The 17,562-nt window shown below is 70.6% G+C and carries 11 protein-coding genes; all 11 read left to right on the top strand.

Features of this window, described 5'->3' with window-relative positions:
- Position 1: 1 nt before the first annotated feature.
- Complete coding sequence (locus IPG61_01700; protein MBK6732808.1) at positions 2–1,912, top strand: BamA/TamA family outer membrane protein; 1,911 nt, start codon at positions 2–4, stop codon at positions 1,910–1,912.
- 49 nt (positions 1,913–1,961) lie between these two features.
- Entirely contained in the window at positions 1,962–4,115 is a 2,154-nt protein-coding gene (gene ligA / locus IPG61_01695) for an NAD-dependent DNA ligase LigA (GenBank protein ID MBK6732807.1), read from the top strand.
- The gene (locus IPG61_01690; protein MBK6732806.1) at positions 4,096–6,771 is read left to right on the top strand and encodes a DEAD/DEAH box helicase; all 2,676 of its coding nucleotides are present in this window, start codon (positions 4,096–4,098) and stop codon (positions 6,769–6,771) included. The genes ligA and IPG61_01690 overlap by 20 nt, the downstream gene beginning before the upstream one ends.
- On the top strand, positions 6,768–8,096 hold the full coding sequence (locus IPG61_01685; protein MBK6732805.1) for an imidazolonepropionase: 1,329 nt from the start codon (positions 6,768–6,770) through the stop codon (positions 8,094–8,096). Before IPG61_01690 ends, IPG61_01685 begins: the two co-directional genes overlap by 4 nt.
- 108 nt (positions 8,097–8,204) lie before the next feature.
- Entirely contained in the window at positions 8,205–9,761 is a 1,557-nt protein-coding gene (locus tag IPG61_01680) for a tetratricopeptide repeat protein (protein MBK6732804.1), read from the top strand.
- 190 nt (positions 9,762–9,951) lie between these two features.
- Positions 9,952–10,872, top strand: a complete 921-nt coding sequence (locus IPG61_01675) for a hypothetical protein (protein ID MBK6732803.1) — start codon at positions 9,952–9,954, stop codon at positions 10,870–10,872.
- Positions 10,853–12,685 carry a hypothetical protein gene (locus IPG61_01670; GenBank protein ID MBK6732802.1) on the top strand — a complete coding sequence of 611 codons (1,833 nt, stop codon included), beginning with the start codon at positions 10,853–10,855 and terminating at the stop codon, positions 12,683–12,685. The genes IPG61_01675 and IPG61_01670 overlap by 20 nt, the downstream gene beginning before the upstream one ends.
- Positions 12,667–13,302, top strand: coding sequence for a helix-hairpin-helix domain-containing protein (locus IPG61_01665; GenBank protein ID MBK6732801.1), 636 nt, complete (start codon positions 12,667–12,669; stop codon positions 13,300–13,302). The genes IPG61_01670 and IPG61_01665 overlap by 19 nt, the downstream gene beginning before the upstream one ends.
- Before the next feature lie 146 nt (positions 13,303–13,448).
- Positions 13,449–15,146, top strand: coding sequence for a type IV-A pilus assembly ATPase PilB (pilB, locus tag IPG61_01660; GenBank protein ID MBK6732800.1), 1,698 nt, complete (start codon positions 13,449–13,451; stop codon positions 15,144–15,146).
- A gap of 37 nt (positions 15,147–15,183) precedes the next feature.
- Positions 15,184–16,257 (top strand): type IV pilus twitching motility protein PilT, encoded by a 1,074-nt coding sequence (locus IPG61_01655; protein ID MBK6732799.1) that lies wholly within the window; start codon positions 15,184–15,186, stop codon positions 16,255–16,257.
- The gene (locus tag IPG61_01650; GenBank protein ID MBK6732798.1) at positions 16,208–17,497 is read left to right on the top strand and encodes a type II secretion system F family protein; all 1,290 of its coding nucleotides are present in this window, start codon (positions 16,208–16,210) and stop codon (positions 17,495–17,497) included. Before IPG61_01655 ends, IPG61_01650 begins: the two co-directional genes overlap by 50 nt.
- The last annotated feature ends 65 nt before the right edge of the window (positions 17,498–17,562 follow it).

Below are 17,562 nucleotides of genomic sequence, written 5' to 3'. Positions count from 1 at the left end.
GGTGTCGGCCGCGGCCTTCCCGGTCCCGGTCCTGCCCTTCCTGCCGCAGCTGACGGTGCCGCCGACGCCGGCGACGACCGCTGCCCCGTCGGTGCCGGCTGCGTCTGCGGTGGGGGCGCGCCGCCCCGTCGCCCTTGTCACACGCCCGGGCGCCGTCCCGGGCCCGCGCGAGCAGGCCTGGCTGCAGGAGGACCGGGCGTGGTTGAACGGCCCGGGCGCCTTGTACCTGCCTGCCCTCACCGAAGCCGACACCGCACTCGCGGCCCGCGTCGCCGCCGGGCCGGCGGACGTGGCGGCAGCGTCGGCGCTGCGACGGCGCCTGGCCACCGCGGCCATTGCGCGCGGCGACACGATCAGCCCCCTGCGCGGACGCGAGGCCGTGCTGCGCGACCGCTGGCTGGCGCGCGGTTACCTGCAGGCATCGGTCAGCTCGGTTGGCGACACGGTCCTGTTGCATGCCGGGCAGCCGTGGACACTCGCTCCCTGGCAGGTGGGAGGCGACGATTTCCCCGGCCGCGAGCGACTGCTCGACGACTGGTTGCCGAAGGCGGGATCGCGCTTCGAGGCCGGGAACATCGACTACGGTGTGCGCGCCCTGCTCGAGGCGATCGGCGAACTCGGCTACCCGTTCCCGCGCTGGGTGGTGTCCGACCTGCGGCTCGATGCCGCCGCGCGGACGGTGACCATCGTCGCCACGCTGCTGCCGGGAACACCGGCCCGGATCGGACCGGTGACCAGTGATGTCGGTGACCCGCGTGCCGAGCGCTTCCTGGCGCGGGCCAGCGGCCTGCAACCCGGGGCCCCGCTGCGCGGCAGCGACCTCCGTCGCGCCGTCGAGCGCCTGTGGGCCCGCGACCTGTATGCCGAGCTGGACACCGCGCGCGTCTACACGACTACCGCGGTCGACACCGTCGGCGTGCACTTCCCGGCGCGGCTGCGGCCCCGCCAGAACCGGCTGCACGTGGTGCTGGGGCTGAGCCGGCGCGCGGACACCGAAAAGGCACGGTTGAGCGGAGAGGTTGACCTGCGCCTGCCGAACCTGGCCTCGAGCGGTCGGGCCCTGCATGTGGGCTGGCGTGACGACGGCGCCGGCCGCTCGCGCTTCGGGTTCTCGTGGCTGGAGCCGCTCGCCTTCGGCACGCCGCTTGATGTGACCCTGGCGCTGGACAGCGAAGTGCAGTCGGAAGCGTACACGCGCTTCACGACCGAGCTCGGCGCGCGCCTGTCGGTGGTCGCGCTGTGGGGGCTCGAGGTGGCGGCCGGGCGCGACCGTTCGACCTATCCGGAAGGCCTGGTGGCGCGCACGGAACGCACGCGGGCGCGCGCAGCGGTCCTGCATCGCCGGGGCGACCGGGCACGCAGCGGCTGGGAAGGCAGCTTCGCCGTCGAGTCGGCGTGGCGCTCGTCCCAGGCGCGCGAGGGAACGGCGGGAACGGCTGAGCTTGCGGCAGCGGTGCGGCAGCGGCTCCTGTCGGGCGATCTCGCGGGCGAGGCGTGGCTGTGGCGCCGCGCGGCCCTGGCAGCGCGCGTCTCGGTGCGCAAGCTCGACGGCGGCGAGCGCGAGGCGCCGCTGTCCGAGCACTTCCGCTTCGGCGGCGCCGCCTCGTTGCGCGGCTATGGCGAAGGCGAGTTCCACGGTGTCGAGGCGGCGTGGGCCAGCCTGGAATGGCGCCTGGGGCCGCCGCGGGGCTCGCGACTTTACACCTTCTGGGACGTGGGGTACTTTGGGTTCTGGTCCGCTGCGGCGGGCGAGGACGCGGGCGGGGAACGCCGGCGTGGCTGGCCGCAGGGCTACGGACTGGGCCTGTTGGCGCGCACGCCGGGCGGCGACCTGTCGCTGGCCGTGGGCTTCCCGGGCACGGTCGACTTCGACCTGGCCAAGCTGCACGTCACCCTTCTGGAATCCTTCTGACGCCTTCCGCCGTCCGCAGTGACGGGCGGGGGGCCGCCCGCGGAGGGCCATGCGCGACCGTCCATCCAACGATGCCGATTCCACCGCAGCTTCAGCCGCAGCCGCCGCGCGCGCCGAAGCGGCATCGTTGCGCGAGGAACTGCGTCGCCACCGGCACCTCTACTACGTCGAGGCCGAGCCCGAGATCTCCGACGTCGAATACGATGCGCTCGAACGGCGGCTGCAGGAACTCGAGGCCCTGTGGCCCGACCTGGCGTCCGCCGACACGCCGACCGCGCAGGTCGGCAGCGATGCCGACGCGCGATTTCCGAGCCTGCCGCACAGCCGTCCCATGCTCAGCCTGGCGAACAGCTACGAGCCGACCGAGATCGACGAGTTCACCGCGCGCCTGCGCCGCGAGCTGACGGGACCGGCGGCGGCACTTCCGCTCCGGTTGACCGTGGAACCGAAGATCGACGGCGTGGCGCTGGCGGTCCGCTACCGCGACGGGCGTCTCGAGGCCGGGCTCACCCGCGGCGACGGCAAGCGCGGCGATCTCATCACCGCGAATGCCGCGACCATCAGGGGCGTGCCGACAGAACTGCCTGCGGGCTGGCAGTCCGCCTTTCCGGCGCCGGCGCCGCGGTTCTTCGAGGCGCGCGGGGAAGCCTACCTCTCGCTGTCGCGCTTCGCGAAGCTGAACGAGGAACGGCTCGACGCCGGTCTCGAGGCCCTGGCCAACCCGCGCAACGCGACCGCGGGAACGCTCAAGACGCTCGACGTGGAGGAAGTCCGGAAGCGCGGCTTGTCGGCGTTCTTCTACCAGCTGTTCCCGCTGCCGGGCGACGACGGCACGACCAGCGAGGACTTCCCCGATCACACCGCCGAGATGGCAGCGCTGCGTGCCCTGGGATTGCCGGTCAACCCGTTCCTTCGCTCGGCCGACGACGCGGCCGGCGTGCACGCTCATCTCGAGGAACTGCAGCGTGAGCGCGGGTCGTTCGACTACCAGATCGACGGCGCCGTCGTGAAGGTGGACAGCCGCGCGCAGCAGGCGGCGCTCGGCTTCACGGCCAAGGCGCCGCGCTGGGGCGTGGCCTACAAGTTCGCGGCCGAGGAGGCCGTGACCACGCTGCGGGGCATCACGCTGCAGGTGGGGCGCACCGGCGTGATCACGCCGGTGGCGGAACTGGAGCCGGTGGCCCTGGCCGGCACCACCGTCAGCCGTGCCACGCTGCACAACTGGGACGAACTCGAGCGCAAGGACATCCGCATCGGCGACACCGTGGTGGTGGCCAAGGGTGGCGACATCATCCCCAAGGTGCTGAGCGTCGTAATGGAGCGGCGACCGCAGAACGCGCAGCCGTTGCCGCCGCCGTCCGCGTGCCCGGTCTGCGGCTCGCCGACCGTGCGCCGCGAGGAAGAGGTGGCGCTGCGTTGCAGTAACCCGCGTTGCCCGGCGGTCATGGCGGGGCGTCTGCGGCATTTCGCCGGTCGCGACGCCTGCGACATCGACGGGCTGGGTGGGCGCTGGATCGACCTGTTCCTCGAGCGCGGGCTGGTGCGTGGGCCTGCCGACCTGTTCGTGCTCGAGCGCGAGACGCTGGCGGCGCTGCCCGGCTGGGGCGAAAAGTCCGCCGACCGGCTGCTGGCCGGCCTCGAGCGTGCGCGACGTCGCCCGTGGGCAGCCAAGATCTTCGCGCTGGGGATTCCCCAGGTCGGCGTCTCGACGGCGTTGACGCTGGCGCGACACTACTCCGGCATCGATGCGCTCCGAGCCGCCACGCCGGCGACACTGGCCGACCTGCCCGACATCGGGCCCGTGGTCGGCGAGCAGGTCTGCGCCTTCTTCGCCGGCGATGACGGGCGCGACCTGGTGGCGGGGCTGCGTGTCGCCGGCTTCTTCCTGGATGCGGAGGAACTGCCGCCGGCGCCGGCGGCGGTCGGCGACAACTGGTTTGCCGGGCGCACGTTCGTGCTCACCGGGACTCTGGAGAACATGACGCGCGGTGAAGCGCGGGCGGCCATCGAGGCGTTCGGCGGCAAGGTGGCCGGCAGCGTCAGTCGCGCCACGCATGTCGTGGTGGCCGGCGCGAAAGCCGGCAGCAAGCTCGACAAGGCAACCGAGCTGGGCATCGAGGTGGTCGACGAAGAGGGCTTCAGGCGCCGCCTGCAGGAGATCGGACCCGGCGGAAGCGGTGGCGATGACCCGGCGAACGCCTGAAGGCGCACTGCTCTGCGCACTGGCCTGGCGCCGGCCCGGCCGCCCGGTCTGGCTGGCGCTCGACCTGCCCGGCGCCGTGCGCGTGCACGAGATCGGCGATCCCGATCATGACCCTGCGCTCGGTCCGGGCGCCGTGCTGATCGCCGGGACGGGCAGCGAGTGCCGCGAGCTTGGCGGTGGCGGCCTGCTGGTCGGCGGCGGCGCCCTGTGGAGCCTTCTCGACCCCGGGCAGCCGCGGGCGCCCGCCCCGGACGACGACGAGGACGGCATCGCGATCGAGACCGCGTTGCGCCAGGGAGCGCGCCGCTTCGTCGAGCGTGTCCGCTGGTACCGGCAACTGGACCAGGCGCTGCGGGACGCCGTGCGGCGCGACCTGTCGTTCGGGCATCCCTCGCTGGCCCCGCTGCTCGACCACCTCGAGCAGGTCGCCCTCCCGCCCGTGGAGCCGGTCGCTGCTGCCGAGTCGACGCCGCCTGGTGCGGCTCGCGTGCCGCGTCCCTGCCCGGGCGACCCCGACGGCATCCATGCCTGGCTCTGCGACACCGAAGGCCTGGGCGCCGTCTACGGCGACAAGTGGTCGCCGCGCAGCGAACAGGCGACGATGGCGCGCGAGGTGGCGCTGGCCCTGCAGCGCCGCGAACCGCTGCTTGTCGAGGCGGGCACGGGCGTCGGCAAGACGTTGGCCTACCTTGTGCCGCTGGCGGCCGCTGCGGCGCAGGGACGGCGCGCCGTGGTCTCGACGCACACGCGCGCGTTGCAGTCGCAGGTGCTCAGCCAGGACCTCCCGCGACTGCAGCCGCTGCTGGGAGAAAAGCGTTTCCGCCTGCTGATGGGGCGCCGCAACTATCTCTGCCTTCGCCAGGAGCGCGCGTTCCTGACGCGTCCGGTCGAGGACCTCGCCGACGGACTGCGCACGGCGGCCCTGCGCCTGTGGCTGGCGGTGACGTCGGAGGGCCTGCGCGAGGAACTGGCCGACCATCCGCTGCTGCAGCCTTGCCTCGCCGAATTGTTCGATGCGGCGGACCTCTGCCTGCCGGGCCTCTGCTGGGAGACCGATCGCTGCCATGTGCAGCGTGCGCGTCGGCGCGCGCGCGAGGCCGACATCCTCGTCGTGAACCACGCGCTGCTGCTGCACGACCTGAGACAGGGAGGCACCCTGCTCGGCGAGTACGACGCGCTGGTGATCGACGAGGCGCATCGCCTGCCCGCGGTCACGCTCGAGACGCACTCCGTCGCCTGCGGCCTGCGCCGGCTCACCGACCTGGACGATGCGCTGGGCGCCGCGCCGGCGGGGGGCATCCCGCCGCGGCTCGAACTGGCGGCGCGCAGGCTTGAGGCCCGCGGGCCGGCCGGTGAGCGTGCCGCTGCAGCCTGTACCGATTGCGGCCGCGCATTGGTGCGCATGCAGACTTCGTTCCGCCGCTGGTGGCAGGGCGTGGGCGAGCAGATGACCCAGCTGCCGGGCGCCGCACAGTCGGATATCGGCCGCGTCCGGTTGCGCGACACCGAGGCCTACTTTGCGCCGTTGCGCCCGCAGACGGCGGCGCTGCTCGAGGATGCCGCCGCCGCCGCCGCCGCGCAGGCCATGGTCGGCACTGCGGTCGGCGATCTCGACGATCTCGAGCCCGCCCTGCAGGACGACCTGGCGCAGGTCGCCATGGCCGGCCAGATCCTTCGCCTGCTGGAGCACGACGTGGCCTTCCTGACGGGAGCGCCCGACGAGGGCTGGGTCACCTGGATCGAACCGTCGCGACAACGGGCCGCTGCCGGCCGCCCCGGCGTGGCGCTGCTCGGCGCGACGCTGCTCGAGGCGGGCTCGGTCCTGCGCGAAGCGTGGCAGGAAGCCGACCTGCGTCCCATCGTCACGAGCGCCACGCTGGCCGTCGGCGAGGACTTCACGCACATGCTCGACGAGCTGGGACTGAGCCGGCGGCGACCGTCAACGCGCACGTTGAGCTGCCCATCGCCGTTCGACTATCGCGAACAGTGCCGCATCCTGGTGCCGGCGCGCTTCGCCGACCCCGGTTCGCCCGGCTTCGACGAGGCGGTCGGCGGCGTGCTGGCGGCTCTTGCGCGCGGAGTGCCGCGCAAGACGATGGCGCTGTTCACATCGTACCGCGCTATCCGCATTGCGCAGGACGTGCTGGCGGCGCACGGCTACGACGCTTCCGGCGCCGCCGGCGGCCCGGTCGTGCTGGCGCAGGGGCCGCGGCAGCCGGCGGCGGCCGTGGGTGAGCAGTTCCGGCGCCTGCCGCGCGCGATCCTCCTGGGCACGGCCACGTTCTGGGAAGGCGTCGATTTCCCGGGCGACGACCTCGAGGTGCTCATCGTGGCGAAGCTGCCGTTCCTGGTGCCCTCCGACCCGTGGGTCGAGGCACGATGTGAACGCCTGCAGGCGATGGGCGAAAACCCGTTCACCAGCTTCATGGTGCGCGATGCCGTGCTCCGGCTGCGGCAGGGATTCGGCCGCCTGATCCGGCGTACCGGCGATCGCGGCGTCGTGCTCATCCTCGACAATCGCCTGCACACGAAGAACTACGGCAACACCTTCCTGGGCGCCCTGCCCACGTTGCCGGCAACCTACGGCGACGAGGCGGACCTGCTGGCCCGCGTCGACGCCTTCTTCAGCCGCCCCGCGGCCAGGGAGCAGCCATGAACGCCCCGGTACATTTCGATCCCCGCGCCGGCGACGGCCGTCCCGTCGACCTGCTCGTCACCGACATCGCGCAGCTGTGCACGATCCACGAACCCGGGCTGGACAGCGCCGGCCCGCGGCGACGTGCCGGGCTCGCGGAACTGGGGCTGGTGAGCGGGGCGGCGCTGGCGGTTCGCGACGGTATCGTGCTCGCGACCGGGCCCGAGGCCGAGCTGAGGCAGGCCCTGGTCGTCGCCGCGCCGGTGGCGCCGTCCACGCGCGTGGTCTCGGCAGGGGGCCGGGCCGTGATCCCGGGCTTCGTCGATCCGCACACGCATGCGGTGTTCGGGCGCTGGCGCCACGACGAATACGAGCGGCGGGTGCGCGGCGAGACGTACCTCGCCATCGCGGCGGCCGGTGGCGGCATCAACGCCTCGGTGCGCGACCTGCGCGGGCGCAGCGAGGACGAGCTCTGCGCGATGGCGACCGGCCGGCTGCGCGAGATGTTGCGCTGGGGCACCACCACCGTCGAGATCAAGAGCGGCTACGGGCTGAGCAGCGACGACGAGGCGAAGATGCTCCGCGCCGCGCGAAGCGCCGCCCGCGCCGTCGGCATCGACGCCGTGTTGACCTGCCTGGCCGCACACGAGGTGCCGCCCGAGTACCGCGAACGTCGCGCCGACTATGTGAAGCTGATCGTGGAGGAGATCCTGCCGCGGGTCGCGCGTGAACAGCTGGCCGAGCGCTGCGACGTCTTCTGTGAACCGACCGTGTTCGACCTCGCGGACTCCGAGGCGATCCTGCGTCGTGCGCAGGAACTGGGCCTGGGCTTGACGGTCCACGCCGACGAACTGGAGCCGTTTGGCGGGGCCGCGCTGGCCGCGCGCCTGGGAGCCGCCTCGGCAGACCACCTCATCCGCATCGACGAGGCCGGTCGCCAGGCCCTGGCTCAGAGCGCGACCGTGGCCGTGCTGCTGCCGGGCACCGTCTTCACGCTCGGACTCAAGGGCTACGCCCCGGCGCGGGCGATGATCGACGATGGCTGTGCCGTCGCCCTGGCCTCGGATTTCAACCCCGGGAGCTGTCCCATCCTGGCCATGCCCCTGATCCTGTCCATCGCCTGCTCCCAGATGCGCCTATCCCCGGCCGAAGCCCTTGTCGGGGCGACCCTGAACGCCGCCTGGGCTCTCGGGCGCCAGGAGGTTGCCGGCTCGCTGGCGCCGGGCAAACGGGCCGATTTCGTGGTACTCGATGGTGATGACTACCGCCTGGTTCCCTATCGCGCCGCCCATAACCCGGTAGCGGGTGTTTTTGTTGGGGGGCAGGAGATTATGCTCAACCCGTGAGGCGCCGAGTCGATCTATTTCCCCGAGGCGGACGGCCCGGAAAGGCAATCCGTCGGACCGGCGACAGCCCGAATTGACACCCGTTCGCGACCGTCGGGGGGCCGCAACTTGTCGAAACTCAGCCAATTGAAGCAGGACGCCTACCAGGCCGGCAAGAAGCGGAACTGGTCGCAGGCGATTGCTTTGTACGAGGAAATCCTCGACAAGGACAAGAACAACCCCACGGTCATCAACGAACTGGGCGACCTCTGCCTCAGGTCCGGTGACACGCCGCAGGCCATTCGCCACTTCCTGAGCGCGGCGGCGAAGTACCGCCAGACCGGCCTGCTCAACAACGCCGTCGCCATCTACAAGAAGATCCTCCGCTACGAGGCGGAGAACCAGAACGCCCACTGGTACCTGGCCGAGACGCGCGCCGGACAGGGCCTGGCCATGGAGGGCGAGGATCACGCCCTGCATTTCCTGCAGCATTCGGGCAAGGTGGCCGGCGACATCAAGGAAATCTTCCTCAAGCGCTGCATCCAGTTGCTGGAGCTCCTGCCGGAGAGCATCCAGGTGCAGGTCGCGCTCGTGCAGATCTTCAACATGTGGCAGATGCCGCTGGAGTCGGCGCGTTCACTCTGCCTTCTCGCCGCGATGGCGCAGGTCGCCGGCCGCGGTGACGAGGCGGCCACTCGCATCGGCGAGGCGCTTGCGCGCTGCCCCGAAGTCGTCAACTACCCCGAGCACGGCCGCTGGGATATCGCGGCCCACCCGGAAAAGGCCCGCACCGGGGATCACTTCGCGGGCTTCCGCGAACTGGCGTTCGAGCCCACGCCGGTGCCGATGCCGACTTTTGCGCCCGTGACGGCGCCGGCGGCGCCGGCGTCACCCGGTTTCGGCAACATCGACCTCCTGGCGCCGGCAGCGCCGCCGACCGTGACGCCGCCGGCCGTGCCCATCGAGTCGCTCGAGGACGAGGTCGCGCCCGCCGGCATGCATCGCGTGGAGGACATCCTGGCGCAGGTGGAACTGTCCCGCGATGACAAGGATGACGACGGCTGCTTCGAGATCGATTCGGGCGAGGACCTCGAGGCCCTCGTCTCCGAGGCGATGGCGAAGTCGAAGCTGCACCGTGCCGCGCCGGCGGCCCGGGCCCCGGCGCCCGTTGAACCGGCGCCGGCGCGCCGCGAACCGGCCGACGATGCGTTGTCCCGTTTTCTCAACGCCGATTCCGGCAGCCGTACCGGCCATGACTCCTCGCAGTTGGCGACCATCACCTCCGAGATCGGCGCCGTTGTCGGCGGCGGCGGTGGCGAGGCCGATGTGGAGCGCCTCTACGAGATGGGCATGGTCTACCTCGAGATGGGCCTGTACGACCAGGCCTGCGAGAGCTTCTCGACGGCGGCCTGCGACGAAGTGTTCGCCGTTCGCGCGCACGAGATGTGGGGCATCACGCTGCAGCGGGCCGACCGTTTGCCCGAGGCGATCCGGGTGCTGCGGGAAGGCCTCGGCCACGCGGCCGAGGGCTCGCGTGAGCAGCATGGCCTGCGCTACCATCTGGGCCGCGCCCTCGAACAGGCCGGGCAGTCCGACGAGGCCGTCGAGTGCTACCGCGCCATCCGCGTCAGCGACCCGACCTTCCTGGATGTCGGTCACCGCCTGAAGCGCCTGGTTGAGGTCTAGTCGAGGTCTGGCTGAGGTCCAGTCGAGGTCTGATCCCGCCCGCACCCTGCCGACGCCGTCCCCCGGGGCGCCCCGTCGCCGGCGCGCAACGCCGAAGCGCGGCGTTGCCCGTTCCCCCGCCGTTGCCTATGATGCCCGAATGGTGGAACCCAACGACCCTTCCCGTCCTTCCTCTGCGGTCCGGCAGCCCGTGCTGCTGGGCCTTTTCGCCGGTACGGCCGTCGGCGGCGGCTACCTGCTGGCCTGGCTGCCGAACGTCGAGATCATGACGGTGATCACGGCCGTGGCGGGCGTGGTGCTCGGCCCGGTGCTCGGTTTCCTGTGCGGGGCCATGGCTGCCGCCATCTATTCGATCGCGTCGCCGATGGGGTCGGCGCCGCCGCTCCTGCTCCTGGCGCAGATGCTCGGCATGGGGCTGGCCGGACCCGTTGGACATGTCGCTGCCGGCCGCGTGGCCGGTGTTGCGGGCCGTGTTTCCCGGCGGGCCGTCGCGCGCGCCGCAGCCGGAGGACTGGTCGCCACCGTGCTCTACGACGCGCTCACCAACCTGGCCGGACTCCTGATCTTCGACCTGCCCCTGCCTGTGGTCCTGGTCGGCGCCGTTCCCTTCTTCCTGGTTCATGCCGCGAGCAACGTCGCGATCTTCGCGGTCTTCCTGCCCGTCCTGGCGCCGCGCATGGCGCCCCTGGCCCGCCCGCGGGTGACCGGACGCCCCGGGACGCCCGGCGCCGCAGCATGCCTCGCGGTCGGCCTGATCGCAGCCACGGCAACCTCTGGCTGCGGCCCCTGGCCGGGCCCAGGAATTCCCGCCGGAAACCGGGGTCGTGGTTCCCGCTGTGGCAGACACGGCCGCGGCCGTCACCGCGGCCCCGGACACCAGCCTCGTCGCTGCCGCAGCGGAACCGGTGCCGGTGCCCGGGCCCGCACCCGTGTCCGCCGTCGGCGGCGCGCCGGGCTGGACGCGGCCGCTCTGGCAGCCCTTCAACCCGACCTGGCTCTCCTGGGCAGACCGCGAGTCTCCGTGGCTGACGTTTATCGACGGCGGGGTCGGCGCCACGTCGCGGCTCTCGGGCGAGGGAGGAACTTCGCCCATGCCGCTGGTGGTCCGTGACGGCGTGCCGCTGGGCACCGGTCACGCGCTGGCGGACGATGCCTGGTTCGTGGGGATCGAGGGCGTGACGGCCACGGCCGGCGGCCTCGGCGCCGACGGCTGGGGCGGCACGGGCGGCGTGGTGGAACTGGTCTCGCGCGATATCGAGCCGCGGCGCGCGGTTTCGTCGTACCGGGGCGTGAAGGGGCGGCACGAAAGCTACTACCGCGGCGTCGAGTTCCTCTCGCCGCGCGCCGACTGGCGGATCGGATTCACCTTCGAGGAATCGCTCGACAACGAAGGCTACAACCACACGAACGACCCGGATGAAGTGTTCCTGGCGCTGCGCGCCGACGGCCGATTCCCGGGGCAGGGCAAGGTGCGCCAGAGCCGCACCCGCCTGCAGCGCGCGTTCGCCGACGGCAGCGAGCTCTCGGTCGAGTTCGGCACCGGCCGCCGCACGCGCGATGAACTGCCCGCCCTTGCGGCCGGCAGCCTCGAGGCCTGGGATCGCTCCGCGGCCGTGCGCATGCGCTGGCTGCCGGGCGCCTGGGATGTGCGGCCGGTGCTGTTCTGGAACGAGCGCGATGTGCTGTGGGGGCCGCGCTGGACGAGTGAAACGCCGCCCGACGACTTGCGGTTGCTCGAGTCCGGGCGGCAAGGCGCGCGTGTGGATATACGGCGGCGCGCCGGCAGCGTGGCGGCGGCCTCAGCGCCTGCCGATGGCGCAACGGCGACGGCTGTCGCACCCCGCGATACCCTTGCGGCGGGCGCGGACAGCACCGCGGAAAGCACCGCGGTCGCCGCCGCAGACAGCACCTCCGCAACCACAGGCGACGCCCCCGCCGACACTGCGCTGCTGCCGGACGCGCCAGCGACCACCGGCCTCCCGCTGCTGAGCCTCTCGATCCAGGACTGGACGCTGCGCGACAGCGGCACGCGACTCGAGTGGGCCGGCGCCGACACGCAGCCGGTGGCCGGCCGCGGCAGCGAGGCCCGGCTGGCGTTCGGCTGGGAGGGCGCACTGGCGGGCGCGCACGCCCAGGCGGAACTGGGAGCGCTCGCTTCGGGGCCCCTGGGCTGGGGACCGGACGCGCGCCTGGCACTGGCCCAGCGGGGCACCGATCCGCGCTGGCAGGCCGCGCTGGAGTGGGGCGGCCGCGCGCCGCGCAGCGACGAGTTGTTGACGCACCTGCGCCAGGTCGTCGCCGGGCGGACACTGGTCGTACTGCCGAACAACGATCTCGAACGTGAGCAATCCCTGCGCGCGTCGCTGGTTGCGTCGACGCGCGTTGCGGGCCTGGAGCTTGCGGCCACGGGTTCGGCGCGCCACCTGGCCAACGGCATCGCCTGGCGCGCCGAAACCGATGAGCCCGACCGCGGGCGCTGGACCAACGAACTCGAACTGACGTCCTGGCGCCTGACCACCAGCGTGGCGCGCGCCGGTCGCTTCCTGGGCTGGGCCCGGCTGCAGGCGGAGGGTACGTGGCAGGGCTTCGACGTCTCATCCGGACCGACCGTGCCGCTGCCCCCGGAACAGTGGCAGCGCCTGCGGCTGGACTGGGAGAACCACTTCTTCAAGGAGGACGGCATCCTGCAGCTGTCCCTTCTGGCGACACGGCGGGCGGCGAGCGCCGATCCCTGGGACGTGACGGGGACCTGGCAGCTGCCGGCACGGAGCAACCTGGACCTGCTGGTGGGCTTCCGCCTGGTGGGGGCGCACCTGACCATGGGCTTCCGCAACCTGACCGGGACCCGCCAGCAGTTGACCTCCGGTGCCCTGAGCCCGGGGATGGAGACGGATCTTCGGCTGGAGTGGGGCTTCCGCCAGTAACCGTCCCGGAGGGCCCGGAGCACCCGGAGCGCCCGCGGCGCCGCCGCCGGGCCTTCGGCGGCCCCTCGGTACTGGGACGCCGGCAGGCGCTGGGGCTGCTGCTGGCGTTGCTGGTGCTGGCCGGGGGACGCCTGGTGCGCCAGAAACTGCTGGTCGGGCCGGACGGCGCCTGGCGGAATGAGCTTTGGCTCGACGCCGTCCTGGAGCCCGATGCCGCCGGGGGCGAGGCCACCGACAGCGAGGCCGGTCCCCCGGGCAGCGCGAAATCCGGGTCCGCCATGGAGCCGGGGGCGGCCCCGGCGCCGGAAGCAGCCGCCGTCGCCCTGCCGGAAGGTGACCACCCGCACCGCGCGCCGGCCCCGCGCCGCAAGGACGGCCCCGCCGCCCCGCTGGCCATCAACACCTGTTCGGTCGACAGCCTGCAGATGTTGCCGGGTGTAGGCCCGGTCATGGCCGGACGCATCGACGCAGCCCGGCGCCAGGGTGTCGTTTTTCAAAAGCCGGCAGATTTGCTCGGCATTAAGGGCATCGGCCCGGCAACTGTGTCCCGCCTGGCCCCGTTCCTCGACTTCCGGAAGCCCGCCCGGGCACCGTCCGGACCGCTTAATCCGCATTAAAGTCAGGCTGTTCCCGTCCGAACAAACTCCGGTCACGGCAGACCCCGATCCACGGCCCGAGCCTTGCTCCCGGAAGCATTGCGGCGGGGCGTGGCACGGGCCGCGGCGTCAGGATTGACTCCGACACCGGAAGCGGGAATCGCGGCATGAACACCGGTACTCCGACAGCGCCACGGGACAAGATCGCCACGCAGCTGCTCGAAGCGAAGCTGATCGACGAGGCCGGTCTCGCCCGCGCGAAGGAAATACAGAAGAAGGACGGTGGATCGCTGGGCCAGGCGCTCGTGCGCGCCGGCGCCATCGACGAGTCCGCCTACATCGTCTTCATCGGCAAGCACTACAATCTGCCCGTCGTCGATCTGCAGAAGGCCGATATCGCCACCGAGTGCCTCGACCTGATCCCCGCCGACGTCGCCGCCAAGTTCCAGGTTCTCCCGATCGCCCGTCGCGGCCGCGTGCTGACCGTGGCCATGGCGAACCCGAGCAACATCTTCGCGATCGACGACATCAAGTTCATCACCGGCCTGGACGTGCAGCCGGCCGTGGCCGGCGAGATGGCGATCAAGAAGGCGATCGACAAGTACTACGCGACGACCGACTCGCTCGCCTCGATCATGGAAGGCATGGAAGATGACATCGAGATCGTCGCGGACTCGGACGACGATGACATCTCCGGGCAGGAAGGCCAGCACGCCCCGGTGGTCAAGCTGGTCAATACCCTGCTTGCGGAAGCCGTCAAGATGGGTGCCAGCGATATCCACATCGAGCCCTACGAGAAGAACCTTCGCGTGCGCTACCGTGTGGACGGCGTGCTGCAGGAAGTGATGGAGCCGCCGGTCAAGCTGCGCAATGCGATCATCTCGCGCCTGAAGATCATGGCCGACCTGGACATCGCCGAGCGCCGCATCCCGCAGGACGGCCGCATCAAGCTCAAGGTGCTGACCAAGAAGATCGACCTGCGCGTCTCGACGCTGCCCTGCATCTTCGGCGAGAAGGTCGTGATGCGTATCCTCGACAAGGGGAACCTCAATCTCGACCTGGCCGATTTCGGCATGGAACGCAAGGCGATCGACGACATCTACAAGGCGATCTCGCAGCCGTTCGGCATGGTGCTCGTCACCGGCCCCACCGGCTCGGGCAAGACCACGACGCTGTACTCGTGCCTGTCGAAGCTGAACCGGCCCGAGACCAACATCATGACGGCCGAGGACCCGGTCGAGTACAACATCGAGGGCATCAACCAGGTGCAGGTCCGCGACGAAGTTGGCCTGACGTTCGCCTCGGCGCTGAAGGCCTTCCTGCGGCAGGATCCGAACATCATCATGGTCGGTGAGATCCGCGACCTGGAGACCGGCGGCATCGCCACCAAGGCGGCCCTCACGGGCCACCTCGTGCTCTCCACGCTGCACACCAACGACGCCCCCAGCACGATCAACCGCATGATCGACATGGGCATCGAGCCCTTCCTGGTGGCGTCGTCGACCTTGCTGATTGCCGCGCAGCGCCTGGTGCGCCGCATCTGCAAGAACTGCAAGGAGGAGCTCAGGCTTTCCGAGGAGGCCCTGACGGACGTCGGGCTTCCTCCTGATACCCCGGTGTTCCACGGCCGCGGCTGCGACCACTGCTCGGGCACGGGATATGCGGGTCGGCAGGGTCTCTACGAGATCATGCCGATCACTTCGGAACTGCGGGAACTGATCCTCGACCGCGCCTCGACCACCGAGTTGAGGCGCATGGCCGTGTCGCAGGGGATGCTGACCCTGCGGCAGGACGGCCTGATCAAGGTCCGCAAGGGCGTCACGACGATCGAGGAGATCCTTCGCGAAACCGCAGTCACCGACTAGCGGCATCGCCGAATCACCCCGGCGGGAGGAACCGACAGTGCTTGGCATGCGCGAACTGCTCGAGGAAATGGTGGCCAAGGGGGCCAGCGATCTTCATATCACGGCGGGACTGTCGCCCCAGTACCGCATCGACGGAAACATGGCCGCAACGCAGTTCCCCACGCTGACCGGGGACGACACGCGCCGGCTTGCCTACAGCATCCTGAACGACGAACAGAAGAAGCGGTTCGAGAACGACCACGAGCTGGACTTCTCGTTCGGGGTGCAGGGCATCAGCCGCTTCCGCGCGAACGTCTTCCAGCAGCGCGGCGTCACGGCCATGGTGCTGCGGCAGATTCCCTACCAGATCCACACCTTCGACCAGCTGGGACTGCCCCCGATCTGCCGCCAGCTGATCAACAGGAACCAGGGCCTGGTGCTGGTCACCGGCCCCACCGGCAGCGGCAAGTCGACCACGCTGGCGACCATGGTCGACACCATCAATACCGTGCGCAAGGGCCACATCATCACGATCGAGGACCCGATCGAGTTCGTGCACCAGCACAAGGGCTGCGTCGTGAACCAGCGCGAGGTCAACAGCGACACCAAGAGCTTTCCCGACGCGCTGAAGTACGTGCTGCGCCAGGATCCAGACGTGATCCTGATCGGTGAGATGCGCGACCGCGAGACGATTTCGGCTGCGCTGACCATCGCCGAGACCGGTCACCTGGCCCTGGCGACGCTGCACACGAACAGCACCTTTGAGACCATCAACCGCATCGTGGACGTGTTCCCGAACGGCCAGCAGAACCAGATCCGCTCGCAGCTCTCGTTCTGCCTCTCCGGCGTGATGACGCAGCAGTTGATCCCGCGCGCCAAGGGCTCCGGCCGCGTGCTGGCGCTGGAGATCATGGTCTGCACCCCGGCCATCAAGGCCCTCGTGCGCGACGACAAGGTGCACCAGATCTACGGCCTGATGCAGGCCGGCCAGAAGCACGGCATGCAGACGATGAATCAGTCGCTGCACCAGGCGGTTGTGAACAAGTGGATCACGATGGACGAGGCCCTCAGCCGCAGCGGCGATGTGGGCGAACTCCTGCAGATGCTCGGCGAACCCGCCGGCGTCCGCTAGGCCAGAAGGGGAGGCACCCGTGAGCTCGACGACCGTGTTCCAGTGGACCGGCAAGACCGCCAAGGGCGAGGTCCTGTCAGGCGAGTACGAGGCGGTGGACAAGGCCGCCGTCAGTGAATACCTGCGGAAGCGCCGCCTGGTCATCGTCTCGGTGCGCAAGAAGCAGAAGTCCGCGCCGATGGGCGGGCTGTTCAAGAAGAAAGGCGTCAGCGTCAAGGACCTGTCGGTCTTCACGCGCCAGTTCGCGACCATGGTCAACGCCGGCCTGCCCCTGGTGCAGTGCCTGGACGTGCTGGGCCGCCAGCTGGACAAGCCGCACTTCAAGGAAGTCGTGCTGCAGGTGACCTCCGACGTGGAGAGCGGCTCGACCCTGGCCGAGGCCCTGCAGAAGCACCCGCGGGTGTTCTCCGACCTCTACTCGAACATGATCGCGGCAGGCGAGGCCGGTGGTATCCTCGACGTGATCCTGAGCCGGCTGGCAATCTTCCTCGAGAAGGCCGACGCGCTGCAGAGGAAGGTCAAGGGCGCCATGACTTACCCGGTCATCGTGCTGACCGTGGCCGGCGGTGCCTGCATCTTCATGCTCATGTTCGTGATCCCGGTGTTCGCCAAGATGTTCTCTGACTTCGGCGGCACGCTGCCGGCGCCTACGCGCATCGTCATGGGCATCTCCGACTTCATCCGGGCCTACTGGTGGGCCCTGGCCGGCGGCGCCTTCGCCCTGACCTGGCTCTTCAAGCGCTACCGCGCCACCAACAACGGCCGGCGCAACACCGACCGCCTGGCGATGCGGATCCCCATCATCGGCAACGTCGTGCTGAAGTCGTCCGTGGCGCGCTTCACGCGCACCCTGGGCACCCTGATCGGCTCTGGCGTGCCGATCCTCCAGGGCCTCGAGATCACGGCCAAGACGGCCGGCAACAAGGTGATGCAGGAGGCCATCGAGGCCACCGCCAAGAGCATCAGCCAGGGTGAGACGATCGCCCAGCCGTTGCGCGAAAGCGGCGTGTTCCCGCCGATGGTCGTCCAGATGATCGGCATCGGCGAGCAGACCGGCGCCCTCGACGAGATGCTGGCGAAGATCGCCGACTTCTACGACGACGAGGTCGACGCGGCCGTCGATGCCCTGACTGCGGCCATCGAACCGATCATGATCGTCGTCATGGGCACGATGGTCGGCGGCATGCTCGTGGCCATGTACCTGCCCATGTTCAAGATGTCGAGCGTGGTGGGGGGCTGACCTTGTCGGAGCACGATCGCGGCGGCCGGGCCGCGGCGCCGGCCGAAGACGGCGGGCGTCGGGAC

This window comes from bacterium, from assembly GCA_016703265.1.
Lineage (GTDB): Bacteria > Krumholzibacteriota > Krumholzibacteriia > LZORAL124-64-63 > LZORAL124-64-63 > CAINDZ01.
The sequence above is the reverse complement of the archived record's forward strand: the minus strand, read 5'-3'. Positions and strand labels throughout refer to the sequence as shown.